Source organism: Pseudomonas sp. ATCC 43928 (assembly GCF_005938665.2).
Classification (GTDB): domain Bacteria; phylum Pseudomonadota; class Gammaproteobacteria; order Pseudomonadales; family Pseudomonadaceae; genus Aquipseudomonas.
The window spans coordinates 4,562,955-4,586,280 of sequence record NZ_CP041753.1 but is presented as its reverse complement, the minus strand read 5'-3'; the positions used below and the strand labels follow the sequence as shown (position 1 = coordinate 4,586,280).

Below are 23,326 nucleotides of genomic sequence, written 5' to 3'. Positions count from 1 at the left end.
CATTATCCGTTGAGCGTGGCCGTGACATTGGGCCAGACCCTGGCGCTGCATTACAGCTTCGACCGGGCGCATTTCTCAACGTCCGCGATCGAACGCATCGGTGCGCACCTGCTGCAACTGTTGGAGCAGTTCGCCGAGTCGGCCGAACGCAATCTTGGTGAAATTGCCCTGGCCAGCGCCGCCGAACGGGCGCAGCAACAGGCCGATAACCAGCCGCAGCCGTACCCGGTGAATGTCGCCGTGCACCAACGCATCGCCGAACTCGCCGCCCAACGCCCCGAGCGCACAGCGGTGATTTTCGCCGGTCAGCGGTTCAGCTATGGCGACATTGACCAACGCGCTAATCAGTTGGCCCATGCGCTGATCGCCCGGGGTGTCGGCCCGGAAACCCGGGTCGGCGTGGCCTTGCCACGCAGCGAAGGGGTGATCGTCGCGCTGCTGGCGGCGCTCAAGGCCGGCGGTGCCTACGTGCCGCTGGACACCAGTTACCCGCGCGAGCGTCTGGCTTATCTGATCGAGGATTCGGGGCTGGCGTTGTTGATCACCGATTCGTCGGTTTCTGCGCAGTTGCCGGTGGATGATGCGATCCCGGTGCTGGAGCTCGACCGTCTCGATCTGCGCAGCCAATCCCTTACCGCGCCCAAGGTGCCGCTCGATCCGCAGAACCTCGCTTACGTCATTTACACCTCCGGCTCCACCGGTAACCCCAAAGGCGTGAGCGTCGCCCATGGCCCGCTGGCGATGCATTGCCAGGCCATTGGCGAACGCTATGAAATGCGTGACAGCGACTGCGAATTCCACTTCATGTCCTTCGCCTTCGACGGCGCCCATGAGCGTTGGCTGACCAGCCTGACCCACGGCGCTTCGCTGCTGATTCGCGACGACAGCCTGTGGACCCCGGAACAGACCTACAACGTCATACGCGAACACGGCGTGACGGTGGTGGCGTTCCCGCCGGTCTACCTGCAACAACTGGCCGAACACGCCGAACGTGAAGGCCATCCGCCGAAGGTGCGGATCTACTGTTTCGGCGGCGATGCCGTGCCCAACGCCAGTTTCGAGCGGGTCAAGCGTGCGCTCGATCCGGACTACATCATTAACGGCTACGGCCCGACCGAAACAGTGGTCACGCCGCTGATCTGGAAGGCCGGGCGCGACGTGCAGTGCGGCGCGGCCTACGCGCCGATCGGCAGTCGCATCGGCGACCGCAGCGCTTACGTGCTGGACGCCGACCTGAACCTGCTGCCCCAAGGCATGGCCGGTGAGCTGTACCTGGGCGGCACCGGCCTGGCCCGGGGTTACCTGAACCGTCCCGGCCTGACGGCGGAACGCTTTGTCGCCGATCCGTTCAGCGCGGTCGGTGGCCTGCTGTACCGCACCGGCGACCTGGTGCGGCAGCGTGCCGATGGCACGTTCGATTACCTGGATCGCATCGACAACCAGGTGAAAATTCGCGGTTTCCGCATCGAACTGGGGGAAATCGAAGCGCGCCTGCAAGCCCTCGAAGGTGTGCGCGAAGCCGTGGTGGTTGCCCAGGAAGGCACCGCCGGCAGCGGCAAGCGCCTGGTGGCTTATGTGGTCGCCGATGCGCTCGATGCCGAACAGGCTGATTTCGCCGACAGCCTGCGCGAGCAACTTAAAGTCGCGCTGCCGGCGCACATGGTCCCGGCGTATTTGCTGCTGCTTGAGCGCCTCCCGCTGACCCCCAACGGCAAACTCGACCGCAAGAACCTGCCCAAGCCGGACGTCAGTCAATTGCAGCAAGCTTACGTGGCGCCGCAAAGCGCACTGGAGCAGCAACTGGCGACGATCTGGCAGGACGTGCTGAAACTCGATCAGGTCGGTTTGAGCGACAACTTCTTCGAACTGGGCGGCGATTCGATCATCTCGATCCAAGTGGTCAGCCGCGCCCGTCAGGCCGGCATCCGCTTCACGCCAAAAGACCTGTTCCAGCACCAGACCATCCAGGCACTGGCCACGGTGGCGCGGTTGGGTGAGCAGGCTCAGGTCATCGATCAAGGGCCGGTGACCGGCGAACTGGCGTTGTTGCCGGTGCAACAGGCGTTCTTCGAACAGACCATCCCCGAGCGTCAGCACTGGAACCAGGCGGTGATGCTCAAGCCGACGCAAATACTGAATGCCAATCTGCTTGAGCAGGCGTTTGGTGCGCTGGTTACTCACCACGATGGCTTGCGCTTGAGTTTCGTCGAACAGGCCGAGGGCTGGCAGGCGCAATACCGTGCGCCGGGCAGCCAGACCGAGGCGTTGCTCTGGGCGGTTGACGTCGCCGACGCCACGGCACTGGAAGCGGTGGCCAATGAGGCGCAACGCAGCTTGAACCTGCAACACGGGCCGCTGCTGCGCGCGGTGCTGGCGAACCTCGATGACGGCACTCAGCGCCTGTTGCTGGCGATCCACCATCTGGTGGTGGACGGCGTGTCGTGGCGGATTCTGTTTGACGATCTGCAAACCGCTTACCGTCTGCTGTTGAGCGGCGAGCCCCTGCAATTGCCGGCCAAAACCAGTGCGGCCAAGGTCTGGGCCGAGCACCTGCAAACCTACGCCCGCAGTGCTGAATTGCGCAGCGAACTGGCCTGGTGGCAACAGCAGTTACACGGCGCCGACGTGGCGTTTCCGGTGGACAATCCCGAGGGCGGGCAGCAGAACAAGCATGCACTGACGGTGCGCACGCAACTGAACAAGGAAATGACCCGGCAACTGCTGCAAGACGCCCCGGCGGCGTATCGCACGCAGGTCAACGACCTGCTGCTGACCGCTCTGGCCCGCGTCATGGTGCGCTGGACCGGGACCGACAGCGCGTTGATCCAGCTCGAAGGTCATGGCCGTGAAGAGTTGTTCGACGGCGTTGACCTGACCCGCACCGTCGGCTGGTTCACCAGCCTGTACCCGGCCAAACTGACGCCGGTCGCTGACCTCGGTGGCTCGCTGAAACAGATCAAGGAACAGCTGCGCGCGATCCCGAACAAGGGCCTCGGTTTTGGCGCGCTGGCCCATCTGGGTGACGACGCTGCACGTCAAATCCTCAGCCAATTGCCGGTGCCGTGCCTGACCTTCAATTACCTGGGCCAGTTCGACGGCAGCTTCACCGAAGCCGACGGCGCTTTGTTCGTACCGTGCAGTGACGCGGCCGGTGATGAACTGGATGCTCGTGCGCCATTGGCCAACCAGTTGGCCCTCAATGGTCAGGTGTATGGCGGTGAACTGAACCTGGGCTGGACCTTCAGCCGCGAACGGTTCAATGAAGCGACCATTCAAGCGCTGGCCGACGATTACGCCCAGGAACTGCAAGCGCTGATCGCCCATTGCTGCCGGGCCGGGCAGCACGGCGTCACCCCGTCGGACTTCCCGCTGGCGCGCTTGAGTCAGGCCCAACTGGACGGCTTGCTGCTGGCACCGCAATCGATCGAAGACCTGTATCCGCTGTCGCCGATGCAGCAGGGCATGTTGTTCCATGCCGTGTACCAGGAAACCACCGGTGATTACATCAACCAGATTCGCCTGGACGTCGACGGGCTCGACCCCGAGCGTTTCCATCAGGCCTGGCAAGCGGCGGTGGAGGCCCATGACATTCTGCGCACGCGCTTTGTCTGGCAGGGCGAACTGGAAAACCCGGTGCAGGTGGTCAGCAAGCACGCGCAGATGCCTTACAGCCTGCACGATTTACGCGCCCATCCGCAGCGCGATCAGGCCTTGCAGACGCTCGCCGACACGGAACGCCAAGCCCTCAACTTGAGCGCACCGACCTTGTTGCGGTTGGTGATTGCGCGCATCGACGACCACCGTCATCACCTGATCTACACCAACCATCACATCCTCATGGACGGCTGGAGCAATTCGCAGTTGCTCGGCGAAGTGCTGCAGCGTTACAGCGGCCAGTTCAACGGCGCTCACAGCGGACGTTACCGCGATTACATCGCCTGGCTGCAACGCCAGGACTCGGCCGCCAGCGAAGCGTTCTGGACCCCGGCGCTGCTGGCGCTGGAAGAGCCGACGCGCCTGGCCCAGACCGTCGCAATGCCGCAAGCGTCTACCGAAACCCAAGGTTACGGCGATCACTTCCAGGTGCTGGAGGCCGATCAAACCCTGCGTCTGAGCGAGTTCGCCCGGGCCGCGAAAGTCACGGTCAACACGCTGGTGCAGGCGGCCTGGTTGCTGCTGTTGCAACGCTACACCGGTAAGAACACCGTGGCCTTCGGCGCGACGGTCGCCGGTCGTCCGGCGGACTTGCCGGGTGTCGAGCAGCAGATCGGGCTGTTCATCAACACCTTGCCGGTGATCGCCAGCCCACGGGCCGAGCAATCGCTCACGAGCTGGCTGCAAGCGGTGCAGGCGCAAAACCTGGCCTTGCGCGAGTTCGAACACACCGCGCTGTTCGATATCCAGCGCTGGGCCGGGCAGGGCGGTGAAGCGCTGTTCGACAACATTCTGGTGTTCGAGAACTACCCGATTGCCCAGGCCCTGGAGCAGGGCGCCCCGCAAGGGCTGCGTTTTGGTCCGGTGGCCAGCCGCGAGCAGACCAACTATCCGCTGACTCTGCTGGTGAGCCTCGACGCGCAACTGTCGCTGCACTTCAGCTATCAACGCGGCAGTTTTGCGTCGGCGACAGTGACGCGATTGGCGGCTCATTTGCAGCACCTGTTGAGCCAAATGATCGACGCCGGTGAGCGCTGCCTCGGCGAGCTGGTGCTGCTGGATGAGAGCGAACAGCAGCAAGTGTTGCTGGACTGGAACCGGGCTGACGAAGGTTTCGCCGATGATCTGTGCGTCCATCAATTGATCGACCGCCAGGTCGCCGCCCAACCGGATGCGCTGGCGGTGACCTTCGCGGCCAAGCAACTGACTTACGCCGAGCTCGACGCCCGGGCCAACCGTCTGGCCCACAAGCTGATCGAGTTGGGCGTGGGCCCGGAAGTGCGGGTCGGCGTGGCGATGCAGCGTTCCGACAGTCTGCTGGTGGCGCTGCTGGCGGTGCTCAAGGCCGGTGGCGCTTATGTGCCATTGGACCCGGATTATCCAGCCGACCGCGTGGCCTACATGCTCGACGACAGCCGTGCGCTGGTGCTGCTGACCGAGCAGGCTGTTGCGGCAACATTGAACGTGACGGCGGGCACTCAAGTGCTGTTGATGGACAACGCCGAGTCGTGGCTGGCGGATTATCCGCGCATCGCCCCGGTCACCCGTGTCACGCCGGATAACCTGGCCTACGTGATCTACACCTCCGGCTCCACCGGCAAGCCCAAAGGCGTGGCCATCGCCCATCGCAACGTGCTGGCGCTGATCGACTGGTCGCAATCGGTGTACAGCCGCGACGATATTCAGGGGGTACTGGCCTCGACTTCGGTGTGTTTCGACCTGTCGGTATGGGAGCTGTTTGTCACCCTGGCCAACGGCGGCTCGCTGATCATCGCCCGCAACGCCCTGGAGTTACCGCAATTGCCGGTGCGGGATCAGGTGCGCCTGATCAACACCGTGCCGTCGGCGATCAATGCGCTGCACAGTGCCGGGCAGATCCCGCCGAGCGTGCGCATCATCAACCTCGCCGGTGAGCCGTTGAAGCAGTCGCTGGTCGACGCGCTTTATGGGCAGCCGACCGTTGAGCATGTCTACGACCTTTACGGCCCGTCGGAAGACACCACCTATTCCACCTGGACTCGCCGCCAGTCGGGCAGCAGCGCCAACATTGGTCGCCCGCTCAAACACACCGCCAGCTATTTGCTCGATGCCGATCTGCACCCGGTGCCGCAAGGCGTATCGGCCGAGTTGTACCTGGCCGGTGCCGGCATCACCCGGGGTTACCTGGGGCGGCCGGGCATGACCGCCGAGAAGTACGTGCCGAACCCGTTCGCCAGCAACGGCGAGCGCCTGTACCGCACCGGTGATTTGACCCGCTATCAGGCCGATGGCGTGCTCGAGTACCGAGGCCGAATCGACCATCAAGTGAAGATCCGCGGTTTCCGCATCGAGCTGGGGGAAATCGAAGCGCGCCTGCTGGAGCAGCCTGCGGTTCGCGAAGTGGCGGTGCTGGCACAGGAAGCCCTGGGCAATCAGCAACTGGTGGCCTACGTGGTCGCTTCACCACTGGAGCTCGATGATCAGCAGTCCCTGCGCGATGAACTCAAGGCACGGCTCAGGGAGTCTTTGCCGGAGTTCATGGTCCCGGCGCACCTGCTATTCCTCGAACAATTGCCGCTGACACCCAACGGCAAACTCGACCGCAAGGCGTTGCCGACGGTGGAGGGCGGTCATTTGCAGGTGCGTTATGTCGCCCCGCAGAGCGAGCGCGAGCAGCAGGTCGCGGCGATCTGGCAGCACGTACTGCAAGTCGAGCGTGTCGGCCTGCTGGATCACTTTTTTGAACTGGGCGGCCACTCGTTGCTGGCCGTCAATGTGGTTTCACGCCTGCAACTGGAACTGGGCCTGAAACTGACCCCGCAACTGATTTTTCAACACCCCGTACTCACGGATTTCGTCAGCAGTCTGGCAACCGCAGGTGAGCAGGTCGATACGTTGAAACTGAGCAAGCTGGACGCCCTGCTTGATGAAATGGAGGAAGCTTGATGGATACCAATGTCGCTTTGAAGATCGCCCGGCGCTTCATTACTTTGCCGCTCGACAAGCGCAGGGTCTATCTGCAGAAGATGCTCGAGGAGGGCGTTTCACCGGCGAACCTGCCGATTCCCGAAACCCAGTCGCAGTTCGATCCGGTGCCGCTGTCTTTTGCTCAGGAACGCCAGTGGTTCCTCTGGCAGATGGACCCCGACAGCGCCGCCTACAACATCCCCAGTGCCATGCAGTTGCAGGGCGAACTCGACATCGCGGCACTCGAACGGGGTTTCAACGCGCTGATTGCCCGTCATCAAAGCCTGCGCACCACGTTCCGGCAGCAGGATGAGCAAGCGGTGCAAGTGATTCATCCGCACATGAACCTGACCGTCGCCGTGCATGAACTGGATGAACGCCCCGATGCCCTGCCGCCAGAGGCGCAGATACAAGCGTTCGTCGCCGAACAGACCGGGCAGCCGTTCGACCTGGTCAACGGGCCGCTATTGCGCGTCAGCCTGCTGCGCCTTGGCGCGCAGGAGCACGTGCTGACCCTGACCCAGCACCACATCGCCTCGGATGGCGCGTCGATGCGGGTCATGGTCGATGAACTGCTGCAACTGTACGGCGCTTACCGCCAGGGCCAGGAACTCGCTTTGCCGCCACTGTCGATCCAGTACGCCGACTATGGCATCTGGCAACGGCACTGGATGGAAGCCGGGGAGCGCGAGCGGCAACTGGACTACTGGCAGGCGCACTTGGGCAGCGAACATCCGGTGCTGGAGTTGCCCACCGATTACCCGCGTCCGGTGGTGCAGAGCCTGCGTGGCGCCCGTCATGAGCTGGCATTGCCGCCGGCACTGGGCGAGCGCCTGAGGGCCTTGGCCAAAAGCGAAAACGTCACCCTGTTCATGCTGTTGCTGGCGTCGTTCCAGACCTTGTTGCATCGCTACAGTGGCCAGGCCGAGATTCGCGTCGGCGTGCCCACCGCTAACCGCAACCGGGTCGAGACCGAGCGGCTGATCGGCTTCTTCGTCAACACCCAGGTGCTCAAGACCGAGTTCGACGCTCAGGCCACGTTCAGCACGCTGCTGGCCCAGGTCAAACAGACGGCGATGGCTGCCCAGGCGCATCAGGACCTGCCTTTCGAGCAATTGGTCGAGGCTTTGCAGCCGGAACGCAGCCTGAGCTACAGCCCGCTGTTCCAGGTCATGTACAACCACCAGAGCACCGGCGCCAGCCAAAGCCGCCAGGGCACCGGCGAGTCGGCGCTGACGATCCGCCACTTGCATCAGCCATCGCGCACCGCGCAATTCGACCTGACCCTGGAAACCTTCGACGGCCCCGAAGGCCTCGGCGCACAGCTGACCTATGCCACCGACCTGTTTGACGGCGCGACCATCGAGCGTCTGGCACGGCATTGGCAAAACCTGTTGGGCAGCATCGTTGCCGATCCGCAGCAGCGTGTAGGCGAACTAGGCCTGCTCGACGAAACCGAACAACAGCGGGTGCTGGTCGACTGGAACCGCAGCGCCGCCGAATACCCGACCGACCGTTGCATCCATCAATTGATCGAAGCCCAGGTCCGGCGCACGCCAGAGGTCACGGCGTTGGTGTTCGACGGGCAATCCCTGAGTTATGCACAACTCAATCGCCAGGCCAACCAGTTGGCCCATCGGCTGATCGAACGGGGCGTCGGCCCGGATCAGTTGGTCGGTATCGCCATCGACCGCAGCCTGGAAATGCTGATCGGACTGTTGGCGATTCTCAAGGCGGGCGGTGCCTACGTTCCGCTGGACCCGCAATACCCTGAAGACCGTCTGGCGCACATGATCGAAGACAGTGGCTTGCAACTGCTGCTGACCCAGGCGCATTTGATCGGGCAACTGCCGATTCCGGCCGGCGTGCAGACCCTGTTGCTCGACCCGCAAGGCGAACACGCCCGTGGTTACAGCGAAGCTGATCCGCAGGTAGCGCTCAGCGGTGAACACCTGGCGTATGCGATTTACACCTCCGGCTCCACCGGCAAGCCCAAAGGGGTGATGGTGCGCCATCAGGCGCTGGTGAACTTCGTGGTGAGCATGGTCAAGGCGCCGGGCATCGAGGCCCAGGACCGCATGCTGTCGTTGACCACGTTTTCGTTCGATATTTTCGGCCTGGAGATCTACGGCCCGCTGCTCAGCGGTGCCCGTGTGGTGCTGGTGGACAAGCACACCGCCCAGGATCCGCAAGCGCTGCTGGAGATGATCCGGCAACAGCAAGTCACGGTGGTGCAAGCCACGCCGTCGACCTGGCGCATGTTGCTCGACCATGAACAGGCGCCCACGCTCCAGGGTTGTAAATTCCTCTGCGGTGGCGAAGCGCTGGCCGATGACCTGGCCCAACGCATGCTCGGTCTGGCGGGGCAGGTCTGGAACCTTTATGGCCCGACCGAAACCACCATCTGGTCGGCGGCCTGGCAGCTGACCCGCGAGCAGCGCCAGCCGTACCTCGGCAAACCGATTGCCAACACCACGCTGTACATTTTGGGTGATGACCTGGCACCGAACCCGGCGGGCTCGATTGGCGAACTGCTGATCGGCGGGGATGGCCTGGCCCGTGGGTATCACGACCGAGCGGCAATGACCGCCGAGCGCTTCCTGCCCGACCCGTTCGGCAACGGCGCGCGGCTGTACCGTACCGGCGATCTGGCACGCCATCGTCATGACGGCGTGCTCGAATACATGGGGCGTATCGACCATCAAGTGAAGATTCGCGGTTTCCGCATCGAACTGGGTGAAATCGAGGCGCGTTTGCTGGAGCAGCCAGCAGTCCGTGAAGTGGCGGTGCTGGCGCAGGAAGCCCTGGGCAGCCAGCAACTGGTGGCCTATGTGGTCGCGCCGCAACTGGACCTCGATGCCGCCGACGAGCAACTGCGTCTGCGCGATGAACTCAAGGCGCGGCTCAAGGAATGCCTGCCGGAATTCATGGTCCCGGCGCATCTGCTGTTCCTCGCCAACCTGCCGCTGACACCTAACGGCAAACTCAATCGCAAGGCGTTGCCAGCGGTGGACGCGAGCCAGTTACAGGCGCGTTATGTCGCCCCACAGAGCGAGCGGCAACAGCAAGTCGCCGCCATCTGGCAGGACGTACTGAAGCTGGACCGCGTGGGCCTGACCGACAACTTCTTCGAGCTGGGCGGGCACTCCCTGCTGGTGACCCAAGTGGTGTCGCGGGTGCGTCGGGTGCTGGGCATTCAGGTGCCGTTGCGCAGCCTGTTCGAGCACAGCACCCTGGAGGATTTCGTCCAGGCGCTGGGCGCCGAGCCGGGCGAACAGTCACCGCCGATGACCCGGGTCGACCGTGACCAACTGCTGGCGCTGTCCTTTGCCCAGGAGCGCCAATGGTTCCTGTGGAAAATGGACCCCGACAGCGCCGCCTACAACATCCCGACCGCGCTGCGGATGCGCGGCGCGCTGGACAAAAACGCCCTGCAATGCAGCTTCCAGGCATTGGTGGAGCGCCACGAAAGTTTGCGCACGGCATTCGTCGAGGAAGATGGCCACACCTGGCAGATGATCCGCCCGCAAGGTCGCGTGAGCTTTGTCGAGCAACGTCTGGCGGCCAGCGATGAGGCGAGCATCAAGGCCTTCGTCGAACAGGAGACGCAACGCCCGTTCGATGTGCTCGACGGCTCGTTGGTGCGCTTCGTTCTGCTGCAGGTGGGCGAGCAGGATCACGTGCTGATTCTGACCCTGCACCACATCGTCTCCGACGCCTGGTCGTTGCAGGTGATGATCGACGATTTGATGGCCCTGTATGCGGCGATCAGCCAGGGCCGGCCGGCCGAACTGCCGCCATTGCCGGTGCAGTACGCCGACTACGCGGTGTGGCAGCGTCAATGGATGGCCGCCGGCGAACGGGATCGGCAGTTGGCCTACTGGTGCGAAAAACTCGGCAGCGAACAGCCGCTGCTGGAGCTGCCACTGGATCATCCGCGTCCGGCGCAGCAAAGTTTCCGTGGCGCGCGTCTGCCGATCACCCTCGACGAATCCCTGAGCAATGCCCTGAAGGCCTTGGCCCGGCGCGAAAACGTCACGCTGTTCATGCTGTTGCTCGGTTCGTTCCAGACCTTGCTGCATCGCTACAGCGGCCAGGCCGATATCCGCGTCGGCGTGCCGATTGCCAACCGCAACCGGCTGGAAACCGAGCGTCTGATCGGTTTCTTCGTCAACACCCAGGTGCTGCGCGCCGAGTTCGATGGCCAGCTGACGGGCGCGCAATTGCTGCAACAGGTGAAGCAGACGGCCATGGCGGCGCAGATGCATCAGGACCTGCCGTTCGAGCAACTGGTCGATGCCTTGCAACCGCAACGCAACCTGAGCCACAGCCCGCTGTTCCAGGCGATGTTCAACCATCGCAGCGAATCGGCGTCGACGCTGGCCGAATCGTTGCCGGGCATTGAGCTGGAAAACCTCAGTTGGGAACACCGCACCGCGCAGTTCGACTTGACCCTGGACACCAGCGATAACCCGCAAGGCCTGCACGCGTCGCTGACCTACGCCACTGATTTGTTCGAGCCGTCGACCATCGAACGCATGGGCCGGCACTGGCTGAATCTGTTGCAGGGCCTGGTCGAGGACATCCACCGTCCGGTCGGGCAATTGGCGTTGCTCGATGACCGCGAGCGGCAAATGACGGTCGTCGACTGGAACGCCACCGCTGTCGACTACCCGTTGCATCACAGCGTGCAGGCGCTGATCGAAGAGCAGGTCGGTAAAACCCCGCAGGCGTGTGCGCTGGTGTTTGCCGAGCAACGCTTGAGCTACGCCGAACTCAATGGCCGCGCCAACCAACTGGCTCACGTGCTGATCGAGCAGGGCGTCGGCCCGGATGTGCTGGTGGGCATCGCGGTCGAGCGGTCGGTGGAAATGGTCGTGGGCCTGCTGGCGATTCTCAAGGCGGGCGGTGCCTATTTGCCGTTGGACCCGGAATACCCACAGGAACGTTTGGCCTACATGTTTGAAGACAGCGGCATCCAGTTGCTGCTGACCCAGAGCCATTTGCTTGAGCAATTGCCGATTCCGGCCGGCATTCGCAGCCTGGTGCTGGATCAGGACGGCGACTGGCTGGAAGGCCGCAGCGATGCCAACCCTGGCGTTGATCTCGACGGGGAAAACCTTGCCTATGTGATCTACACCTCGGGCTCCACCGGCAAACCCAAAGGCGCGGGCAACCGTCATTCGGCACTGGTCAATCGCCTGTGCTGGATGCAGCAGGCCTATCGGCTCGACGCCACGGACAGCGTGTTGCAAAAAACGCCGTTCAGTTTCGACGTGTCGGTCTGGGAGTTCTTCTGGCCGCTGTTGACCGGTTCGACCCTGGTGGTGGCCGCGCCAGGTATTCATCGCGATCCGGCGCAGCTGATCGAATTGATCACCGCGCAACGCATCACCACGCTGCACTTCGTACCGTCGATGTTGCAGGCGTTCCTGCAAGACCCTGCGGTGGGCCAGTGCCGCAGCCTGACCCGGATTGTCTGCAGCGGCGAAGCCCTGCCAGTGGACGCGCAGCAGCAAGTGTTTGCCAAGCTGCCGAATGCCGGGCTGTACAACCTCTACGGCCCGACCGAAGCGGCCATCGACGTCACGCACTGGACGTGCGTCGACGAAGGGCGCGACAGCGTGCCGATCGGCCAGCCGATCGCCAACCTGGGCACTTACATTCTCGATCACGAGTTGTCGCCGGTGCCGGTGGGCGTGATTGGTGAGTTGTACCTGGGCGGCGAAGGCCTGGCCCGGGGTTATCACCGTCGTCCATCGCTCACGGCGGATCGCTTCGCGACCAGCCCGTTCGGTGACGGCCAGCGTCTGTACCGCACCGGCGACCTGGCGCGTTATCGCGCCGACGGGGTGATCGAATACGCCGGGCGCATGGACCATCAGGTGAAAATCCGTGGCCTGCGCATCGAATTGGGCGAGATCGAAGCGCGCCTGGCCGAACGCGCCGAAGTCCGTGAAACCGTGGTGATCGCCCAGGACGGCACGCTGCTGGTGGCGTATGTGGTGCCGACCCGCGACGCGTTGCTGCACGCCGACGATGAAACTCGCAACGCCTTGCAGCGCAGCCTCAAGGAACACCTGAGCCAGACATTGCCGGACTACATGGTCCCGCAGCATTGGCTGTGGCTGGAAAAAATGCCGGTCAGCCCCAACGGCAAACTGGAACGCAAGGCGTTGCCCAAGGCCGACACCACGGCCAGCGGCAAGGCTTACACCGCCCCGACCAGCGCTATCGAACAAGCGCTGGTGGAGATCTGGCAAAGCGTGTTGGGGCGGCCGCAGGTAGGGATCAGCGACAACTTCTTCGAGCTGGGCGGCGATTCGATCATCTCGATCCAGGTGGTCAGCCGGGCGCGTCAGGCGGGGATTCATTTCAGCCCCAAAGACCTGTTCCTGCATCAGAACGTGCAAAGCCTCGCGGCGGTGGCGAAGGTCGGCGACAGTGGCTTGCGCATCGACCAGGGCCCGGTCACTGGCGATACGCCGTTGCTGCCATTCCAGCAGTTGTTCTTTGAACGCGAGATGGCCGAGCCGCACCACTGGAACCAGTCGGTGCTGCTCAAGTCCGCCAAACCGCTGCACGCCGAACACCTGGAGCGTGCGTTGCAGGCATTGGTCAGCCATCACGACGGGTTGCGTCTGGCGTTCAGTCGTCAGGGCGACAACTGGACCGCGCAACATCGTTCCTTGGCCGAGCAACAGGCGCTCTGGCAACAGTCGCCGCTGCTGTGGACCTCCGAGGTTGCCGATGCGGCGGCACTCGAACAGTTGGGCGAGCAGGCCCAGCGCAGCCTCGAACTGGCGAGCGGTAATCTGCTGCGCGCGGTGCTGGCGAACGTGGCCGATGGCAGCCAGCGCCTGTTGCTGGTGATCCATCACCTGGTGGTCGACGGCGTGTCCTGGCGCATTCTGCTCGAAGACCTGCAACAGGCCTGCGAGCAGTTGCAGGCCGGCCAAACGCTCAAATTGCCGGCCAAGACCAGTGCCACTCAGGCCTGGGCGCGACGCTTGCAACAACATGCCGACAGCCCGGCGATGCAGGCTCAGCTGAGGTTCTGGCAAGAGCAGTTGCAGGGTTCACGCAATGACTTGCCCTGCGATCGACCCCAGGGCGAGTTGCACAATCGCCACGCCTTGCATGTGCAGACCCGTCTGGACAAACAGCAGACCCGCCAGCTGTTGCAGGAGGCACCGGCGGCCTATCGCACGCAGGTCAACGACCTGTTGCTGACGGCGCTGGCGCGGGTGATTGCGGACTGGACGGGCGACGCCTCGACCCTGATCCAGCTCGAAGGCCACGGTCGCGAGGCGCTGTTCGACGAACTCGATTTGAGCCGCAGCGTGGGTTGGTTCACCAGTCTGTTCCCGGTTCGGCTGACCCCGGCGAGCACGCCGCAGGACTCGATCAAGACGATCAAGGAGCAACTGCGGGCGATCCCCGATAAAGGCCTGGGCTTTGGCGCGCTGCGCTACCTGGGCAATGACAGTACCCGGCAAATGCTGCAAGCCTTGCCCGTGCCGCGCATTACCTTCAACTACCTCGGCCAGTTCGATGCCGGGTTTGGCGACGAGGCGGGCGCACTGTTCACTCCGGCCAGCGAATCGGCGGGCGCGGAGCAAAGTCAGCTGGCACCGCTGGACAACTGGCTGACCCTCAATGGCCGTGTGTATGGCGGCGAATTGAGTATTGGCTGGACGTTCAGCGGGCAGATGTTCGATCCGTCGACCATCGAGCGATTGGCGCAGGCTTATGCGCAGGAACTGGGGCTGTTGATCGAGCACTGCTGTGAGGCTCGGCATCAGGGCCTGACGCCGTCGGACTTCCCGCTGGCCGGGTTGACGCAACGCCAGCTCGATGCGTTGCCGGTGACGCCACGCCAGGTCGAAGACATTTACCCGCTGTCACCGATGCAGCAAGGCATGCTGTTCCACACCCTCTACGAGCAGCAGGCCGGCGATTACATCAATCAGCTGTGCGTGGATGTCGAAGGCTTGAACGTCGAACGTTTCCGCGAGGCCTGGCAAGCGGCAATGGATGCGCACGATGTGCTGCGCAGCAGTTTTGTCTGGGACGGCGAGTTCAAGCGTCCGTTGCAGGTGATTCACAAGCAACTGGCCGTGCCGTTCACCTTCCATGACTGGCGCGACCAGAGCGATGTGGCCCTGGCGCTCAGCGAACTGGCGGCCGCGCAGCGCCAGCAGGGTTTTGACCTTGCCGCCGCACCGTTGCTGAACCTGACGGTGGTGCGTCTCGACACCGCGCGTTTTCACCTGATCTACACCAGTCATCACATCTTGATGGACGGCTGGAGCAATTCGCAGCTGCTCGGGGAAGTGCTGCAACGCTACAGCGGCCAGGTACCGGCGAACACAGCGGGGCGTTATCGCGACTATATCGAATGGCTGACGCAACGGGACGCGCAGGTCACCGAAGGTTTCTGGAAGGGCCAGTTGGCCGCGTTCGATGAGCCGACCCGGTTGGCCAAGGCGCTGGTGTGGACCGGAAGCGATGCGGCCAACACCGCTCAAGGCGAGCACTTCCTGACCCTGGACCAGGCGCAGACCACCGGGCTCAATGGCTTTGCGCGGGAACAGAAAGTCACCCTCAACACCCTGGTGCAGGCAGCCTGGCTGCTGCTGTTGCAACGCTATACCGGGCTGGACACGGTCAGCTTCGGCGCCACGGTGTCCGGACGTCCGGCGCAACTGACCGGGGTCGAGCAGCAGATCGGCCTGTTCATCAACACTTTGCCGGTGGTCGCCAGCCCACGGGCCGAACAGCCGTTGGCGCAGTGGCTGCAACAGGTGCAGGCGCAGAACCTGGCCTTGCGTGAGCAAGAACACACCGCGCTGTTCGACATCCATCGTTGGGCCGGGCAGGGCGGCGAAGCCCTGTTCGACAACATTCTGGTGTTCGAGAACTACCCGATCTCCGAAGCCCTGCAACAGGGCGCACCGCAAGATCTGCGCTTCGGCGAAGTGGGTAACTTCGAGCAAACCAATTACCCGTTGACCCTGTCGGTCAACCTCGGCGCCGAGTTGTCGTTTCAACTGAGTTTCGATCGTCAGCAGTTCGATGACGCCGCGATTGAACAACTGGCCGGGCATCTCGCGCACCTGCTGTTGCAGATGGTCGAGGCACCTGCCGCCAGTGCCGTGGGCGATCTGGCCCTGGCCTCGACCGCTGTGCGCGAGCCGCTGGCGCTGCCGGTCGATGAGGTGTGCGTGCAGCGTTTGTTTGAACGGCAAGCCGAGCGCACGCCGCAAGCGCTGGCGCTGATCTTCGACGAGCAACGCCTGAGTTATGCCCAGCTCAATGACCAGGCCAACCAATTGGCCCGCGTGCTGCTGCAACACGGCGTCGGCCCCGAAGTGCTGGTGGGCATTGCGGTCGAGCGTTCGACGCAGATGATCATCAGCCTGCTGGCGGTGCTCAAGGCCGGTGGCGCCTACGTGCCGCTGGACCCGGAGTACCCGGCCGAGCGACTGGGCGCGATGATCGAGGACAGCGGTCTGCGTGTGCTGTTGACCCAAAGCCACCTCGCGGCGGCGTTGCCAGAAGCTGCGGGTGTGACCGTCCTGCGCCTGGATCAACTGGATTACCCGACCCAGACCGACAATCTGCCGCAGCGCAGCGGCCCGCAAAACCTGGCGTATGTGATGTTCACCTCGGGCTCCACCGGGCGCCCGAAAGGCGTTGGCATCACCCACTCGGCGCTGACCCGTCATGCCCGGGTGGCCCTGGATTTCCTCGGCCTCACGCCGCAGGACCGCTCGCTGCAATTTGCCACGTTCAACTTCGATGCCTTTGTCGAGCAGCTTTACCCGGCGCTGATTTGCGGTGCCTCGGTGGTGCTGCGCGGGCCGGACATCTGGGACAGCGAGACCTGGTATCGCGAACTGCGCGACAAGCAGTTCAGCGTCAGCGACCTGACCACTGCCTACTGGAATATGTTGGCCAAGGACCTTGCGGCGGCGGGTCATCGTGACTATGGCGCGTTGCGCCAGGTGATCGTCGGTGGCGAAGCCATGCCGCCGGAAGGTGTTGCCGCCTGGGGCCAGGCCGGGCTGGGCCATGTGCGCCTGCTGAACACCTACGGCCCGACCGAAGCCACGGTCAGCGCCACGCTGCTCGATTGCAGCGACTACGTGTCCGGCCGCAACCCGTTGCCGGTGACCATGCCGATTGGCCGGGCGTTGGGCGGCCGGGCGATTCATGTACTCGACACCCAGGGCCAACCGGCGCCGGTCGGTGTGGTCGGTGAACTGGTGATTGGCGGTGAGCTGCTCGCACGGGGCTACTTCAAGCGACCTGAGCTCACGGCCGAGCGCTTCATTCCCGACCCGTTCGATCCACTGGGCGGTGGCCGCGTGTACCGCACCGGCGACCTCGCGCGTTATCGCGCCGACGGCGTGATTGAGTACGTCGGGCGGATCGATCATCAAGTGAAGATTCGTGGTTTGCGCATCGAGCTCGGTGAAATTGAAACCCATCTGCTGCGGGTTCCTGCGGTGCGTCAGGCACTGGTGGTGGCGCAACCGGGCGCCATCGGTCAGCAATTGGTGGCGTACGTGGTGTTCGACGATCCGGCGCAAGCCAGCGCCGATTCATCCAGGCTGGCGGCGTTGCGCGATGACATCAAGGCACGCCTGAAGGCCAGCCTGCCGGATTACATGGTTCCGGCCCATGTGCTGTTCCTCGAAGGCCTGCCCCTGAGCCCGAATGGCAAGATCGATCGCAAGGCCTTGCCCGGCGTCGATGCCCGTCTGGCGGCGTTGGACTTTGTCGCGCCTGAAGGTGCACTGGAACAGCAGATCGCTACGGTCTGGCAGGACGTGCTGGAACTGGATCAGGTCGGCCGCGACGATCACTTTTTCGAACTGGGCGGGCATTCCCTGCTCGCGACGCAAGCGGTCTCGCGCCTGCGCAAACTCACGGCTTGTACGTTGAGCCTGCGTGACTTGTTCGGCCATCCGCGACTCAAGGACCTGGCGGCGTGGATCGCGCAGCAGCAGGGCACACCTGAGCCGAACGGCCACGGTGTGGTTCTCAAGGCCCATGGCACCCGGCACAGCGCACCGTTGTCGCTGGTGCAGCGTCGCTTGTGGATCGCCGAGCAATTGTCCGGCGGCACCGCGGCCTATGGCATGCCGATGGCCTTGCGTTTGCGTGGTGAGTTGTCGGTGGAACGGCTGATCAGCAGTTTCGCCGAGGTGGTGCGCCGCCATGAAGTGCTGCGTACCGCGTATACCCAGGACGATGAAGGTGACCCGATTGCCGTGATCGCCGAGCAGGTTGAACTGGATTTCCCGGTGATCGATTTGTCCGCTCTGTCCCGCAGTGCCCAGGAAGAATGGGTGGCGCAAGCAGCACTGGAAAACGCGCGCACCCCGATTGATATGGAACACGCACCGCTGTTGCGTGGACGGATCCTGCACCTGGGGCCGACCGAGCATGTGATGCTTTATGCGATGCACCACATCATTTCCGATGGTTGGTCGATGGGCTTGCTGGTCAACGAACTGGTGGAGATTTATCACCGCACCAAGGCCGGTGACCTGACCCCGTTGCCGGCGCTGGAGGTGCAGTATTCCGACTTCGCGCTGTGGCAGCAGGCACTGGAGCAGCAAGGCGTGCTGGCGCGTCAGGCCGAGTACTGGAAAGCGCGGCTCGCAGGCTATAGCGGGCAACTGAAGTTGCCATCGGACAACCCCCGTGGTTTGACACCGTCCTATGCGGGTGACTCGGTGCAGTTCCAGCTCACCACGCCACTCAGCACGGCCTTGCGCCAGTTGTCGATGGACGCGGGCGTCACGCTGTACAGCACGCTGCTGGCCTCGTTCCAGGTGTTGTTGCACCGGGTCAGTGGCGTTGCGGATGTGTTGGTCGGTGCCGACGTGGCCGGGCGTGAACAGCCGGAGCTTGAACGGTTGATCGGCTTCTTCGTCAACGTCTTGCCGTTGCGTTCGCGGTTCGACGCCGCCACGCCGTTCGCCCGATTCCTGGGCCAGACCCAGGAATCCCTGCTCAGTGCCCTGGAGCATCAGGACCTGCCGTTCGACATGATCGTCGACGCCTCGGACGTGCCGCGGCACAAGGGCATGAACCCGCTGGTGCAAGTGTTGTTCGTGATGAACAACCTGCCGGGACGTACCCAGGCCCTGGGCGGTTTGAGCGTGGAATCGCTGCCGGCGCTGGAGACCCATTCTAAATTCGACATGGCGTTGTTCGTTGACGATGAAGCAGGGCAATTGCTGGGTAATTGGCAATTCGCCACAACCTTGTTCGGACACGAGCGCATCCAGCACCTGGTCAAGGCCTGGATAGCCCTGTTGGAGCAGATCGTCGCTGATCAGGACATTCTATTGGGAGCTATCAGCATGCCAGTCGACAATTTAGCGGTGGCCGCCAAGCCTGCCGTCCCCGGACCCAAGGCCGACAAACTCGGCAAGTTCCTCAAACGCGGCACCGCCCCGGCGGCCAAGGCCCGACCGGCACCGATCCGCGAATCGCTGATCGCCGCGCCACAGCCGTTCCCGCTGCTGCTGGAACCGAACGAGCCGCATCTGGACTTGATCGAGTGGATCAACAACAACCGGCCGCTGATCGAAGAAAAACTCGCCAGGCACGCCGGGATTCTGTTCCGTGGTTTCGAGCTGGATGGCATTCAGGGCTTCGAGGCGTTTGCCGAAGCGATCCAGCCAGGGCTTTACGGCCAGTACGGCGATCTGCCGAAGAAAGAGGGCGGCAAGAACACCTACCGCTCCACGCCGTACCCGGAACGCAAGATGATCCTGTTCCACAACGAGAGCTCCCACCAGGACCGTTGGCCGCGCAAGCAGATGTTCTATTGCGAGCAAGCCGCGCCCATTGGCGGTGCGACTCCAGTGGTGGATTGCCGGTTGATGTACGAAAAACTGCCGGTGGACCTGCGGGACAAGTTCGAGGAAAAAGGCCTGCTTTACGTGCGCACCTTCACCGACAACCTCGACGTGTCCTGGCAGCATTTCTTCAAGACTGAAGACCGTGCCGAAGTCGAGGCCCGCTGCCGGGCCGGCGGCATTGAATGGCGCTGGCTCGACAACAACGAACTGCAAACCCGCACCCCAGGCCCGGCCATCATTCGTCACCCGGTGACCGGCGCCAAATCGTTCTTCAACCAGGTGCAACTGCATCACATCTATTGGCTGGAGCCGGACGTGCGGGAAGACCTGTTGTCGATGTTCGGCCTGGACCGCTTGCCGCGCCACGTGTTCTACGGCGACGGCACGCCGATCGAAGACGAAGTGATGCAATGCATCGGTGACTTGTACGAAGAATGCGCGGTGCGTTTCGACTGGCAAAAAGGCGACGCCATCCTGCTCGACAACATGCTGGTGGCCCACGCCCGTGATCCGTTCGAAGGCCCGCGCAAGATTGTCGTGGCCATGGGCGATATGTTCGACCGCAGCGCCCTTGAACGCGTAATGAACACCGAGGAAACCGGAGCATGAACGAGGTATCGATGGACCAGCAGGACCTGGGTTACGCCTTGACGCCTGAACAGCAACGGTTGCTGGAGCAGTTGCCCAAGGCCCCGGCCTGTGGTGATGCGCTGCATTTCCTGGAGGTCGAGATCCGCGGCGCCCTCGATCCGCAGCGGGTGCAAAACGCACTGGATCGCTTGCTGGCGCAACAGCCAATGCTGGTCGCGCGGCTGGGCAAGGCGCCGGGATTCCATGGTGTCCGACAGTTCGTCGGGGGGGCGGAGCGCTTCCCGCTGAGCGTGCAGGCGCGGGTCGATACCCCGGCCGGTATTCAGGCTCAGCTCAGCGAATGGGCGGAGCGTGCTTTTGTCGTCGGTGAATCCGAGGGCGCGCAAGCGGTGCTCTATCGCCTGGCCGATGATCAATGGAAATTGGTGTTGGGCCTGGCCCGGCACAGCCTCGATCAAAGCGGCGTGCGGTTGCTGTATCAGCAATTGGTGCGGGCCTATGGGCAACAGTCGGCGGCGGACGACGAAGAGACCGGTGAATTCACCCAGTACCTGGAATGGCGCAGTGAAGTGGTGCTCGACGAAGACGCGGCCGGCGCACGTATTTACTGGCAGGAACACCTGCAAGGCGTCGATCCTGATCTGAGTACTCCGTGGCTGGCCTATCGCAACGCGAATCCTGGATTGTCGTCGGCCACTGAATCGCTGGCGCTCACGCTCGATCCGGCACTGCGCAGCGGTTTGCAGCAAGTGGCCGAGGCGTTGGAGCAATCGCCGAGTGTGGTGCTGCAAGCGGCCTGGTGGCTGTTGCTGGGTCGGCTCAGCGGGCATCAACAGGTGCTGGTCGGGGTGCGGCATGACAGTCGCGAAGATTACCAATACTTCAGTAATGCCGTGGGCGTGTTCGAGAAAACCCTGCCGCTGAACCTGCCACTGACGGCGAATGCTGGGTTCAGCACCTGGGTGGCAGAGTTGGCGGCGCGTCTGGATGAGCACCGTACATGGCAGGAGTACTGGGCGCCTGAACTGGCGCCTACGGCGGCTCGCCCGGCGTATGGTTTTGCCGTGTGCCGGGCCATGCAAGCCGCGACGTCCGCTGATCTGCAATGGACTCCGCGTTCGGCAGTGCGCGAAGCACGGTTTGAATTAATGCTTGAACTGGAAACGGACGAGGCGGGCAATGCCCACGCGTTCCACCTGCATTACAACGCGTCCCGTTACTCGGTTCAGGCGATGGAAGGGTTGCTGGAGCAGTTGCGCGTATTGCTCGAAAACATCGTTGCCAATCTTCACGCCGAACTCGGTCAACTGAACGTGTTGGGAGCCGCCGAACAACAGCGCTTGCTGTCGATCAACCCGCCAGCGCGAGCACGGGTCGATAGCCGGTTCTTGCCGCAGCGCATTGCCGACTGGGCCAGGACCACGCCGCAAGCTATCGCCCTGACTGACGGCGATCAACGCCTGAGTTACGGGCAGTTGCAGGCGAAGGTCGAGGTGTTGGCCCAGGCATTAAAAGCCCAGGGCATGGCGCCGGGGGCTATCGTCGCGCTGGCCTTGCCACGCTCGGCGGAGCTGGTGATCGCCATGCTCGCGGCGTGGCGCATCGGCGCCGCGTACCTGCCGCTGGACCCGCAATGGCCGCAAGCCCGTCAAGCCTTGATGCTGGAACAGGCCGGCGCTGCGTTGCTACTGGTCGACGCCGGGAACATCGCGCAATGGCACGATTATCCGTTGCCTCTGGCGACCGTGGATCGTGTGCTGCAATCGACCCCGGCGAGCACGTCGGCCATCACCCACGATACACAGGGTGATCAGGCGGCGTATGTGCTGTTCACCTCCGGCTCCACCGGTATGCCGAAAGGCGTGGTCATCGAGCATAGGCAATTACTTAATTACACCGCTCACGTCAGCCAGGCCCTGGGGCTGGATCAATGCCAGCAGTTCGGCTTCACCTCCACGGTGGCGGCGGACCTGGGCAACACGGCGCTGTTCGGCGCCTTGTTCAACGGCGCCGCGCTGCATGTGGCCAGCGATGAGCAAATGCAGGACGGCAATTTGTTTGCCGATTTCCTGCAACGGCAGTCCATCGATTGCCTGAAGATCGTTCCGTCGCACCTGGCCGCGCTGCTCGACAGCGAACGCGCGCAACTGCCGCGCACGCTGGTGCTGGGTGGCGAGCCGATTGCCCAGGCATTGGTGCAACGGATCGCCGGTTTGCGTAGTGGTTGCCGGGTGTTCAATCACTACGGCCCGACCGAGGCCACGGTCGGCGTGCTGGTTCATCCGCTGGATCTGGAGGCGGCGGTGCCTGACGCCGGCGTTCTGTCCCGGGTGTTGGGCAACAATCAGGTGTTTGTACTCGACGATAACCTGCAACTGGCGCCGGTCGGTGTGCTGGGCGAGTTGTACCTCGGCGGCGCGCAGTTGTGTCGCGGCTACGTGAATGTCGAGGCCGATTCGCAAGTGTTCATCCAGAGCCCGTTCAATCCGCAGGAGCGCCTGTACCGCACCGGCGACTTGGCCCGCTATCGCCCGGATCTGGCGATTGCGTTGCACGGTCGGCGCGATCAGCAAATCAAGGTACGGGGTTTTCGCATCGAACTGGCAGAGGTCGAAGCCGAGTTACTGCGTTTGCCGCAGGTCGCGCAAGCACTGGTGTTGCCGGGGCCGTCCGCGCAAGACGGGATGCTCGCGTTCATCGTGCCGCATCAGGCGCCTTCGGCGACGTTGCTCGATGCCGTTCGCGACGAACTGGCGCGGCGTCTGCCCAGTGTGATGCTGCCGCAGCACTTGCAGTTGATCGACAGCTTCCCGCGACTGGCCAACGGCAAGGTTGACCGCAAGGCCTTGCAACAACTCGCGTCCACCTCGGCTGACGATGAAGGCATGCAACCCCGCGATGCTCTTGAGCAATTGCTGGTGACGCGCATGGCGCAGTTGCTGGGGGTTGAGCGTCTGGGCATCGACCGGGACTTTTTCGCCGCCGGGGGCCATTCCTTGCTGGTGATCAAACTGGTGGCCGGCATTCGCAAGTTGTTGCAGTGCGAAATCCAGCCGGGCGTGGTGTTTGACCATCCGACTGTGGCGGGGCTGGCGGCGGCGTTGCGCTCCCGGGAAAGCAGTCCGGGTCAGTTGGAGAAAATCGCCCAGGCGCGGTTGCGTCTGGACAATATGAGCCCCGAAGAAAAAGCGTTGCTCACCGAAAAAGCCCGGCAACTGCAGAACGCCAAGGCTGCACAAAACGGTTGA

General features: G+C 63.3%; 3 protein-coding genes (1 of these 3 running past the window's edge). All 3 read left to right on the top strand.

The window, feature by feature from the left end:
- Tightly spaced (each overlapping or abutting the next), the 3 genes in view from FFH90_RS20835 to FFH90_RS20825 form a layout consistent with a single transcriptional unit that may run on beyond the window.
- Positions 1-6,579 carry the 3' portion of a non-ribosomal peptide synthetase gene (locus FFH90_RS20835; protein ID WP_138866031.1) on the top strand. The gene continues 5,793 nt to the left of window position 1, outside the view, so only the last 6,579 of its 12,372 coding nucleotides appear in the window; its start codon lies off the left edge, out of view; it ends in the stop codon at positions 6,577-6,579.
- On the top strand, positions 6,579-20,096 hold the full coding sequence (locus FFH90_RS20830) for a non-ribosomal peptide synthase/polyketide synthase (RefSeq protein WP_138866030.1): 13,518 nt from the start codon (positions 6,579-6,581) through the stop codon (positions 20,094-20,096). The genes FFH90_RS20835 and FFH90_RS20830 overlap by 1 nt, the downstream gene beginning before the upstream one ends.
- Complete coding sequence (locus FFH90_RS20825) at positions 20,093-23,326, top strand: amino acid adenylation domain-containing protein (protein WP_138866029.1); 3,234 nt, start codon at positions 20,093-20,095, stop codon at positions 23,324-23,326. The genes FFH90_RS20830 and FFH90_RS20825 overlap by 4 nt, the downstream gene beginning before the upstream one ends.

Excerpts from the sequence above, each read along its gene's own strand:
- FFH90_RS20825 (WP_138866029.1), top strand. The coding sequence starts at position 20,093 with ATGAACGAGGTATCGATGGACCAGCAGGACCTGGGTTACGCCTTGACG.
- FFH90_RS20830 (WP_138866030.1), top strand. The coding sequence starts at position 6,579 with ATGGATACCAATGTCGCTTTGAAGATCGCCCGGCGCTTCATTACTTTG.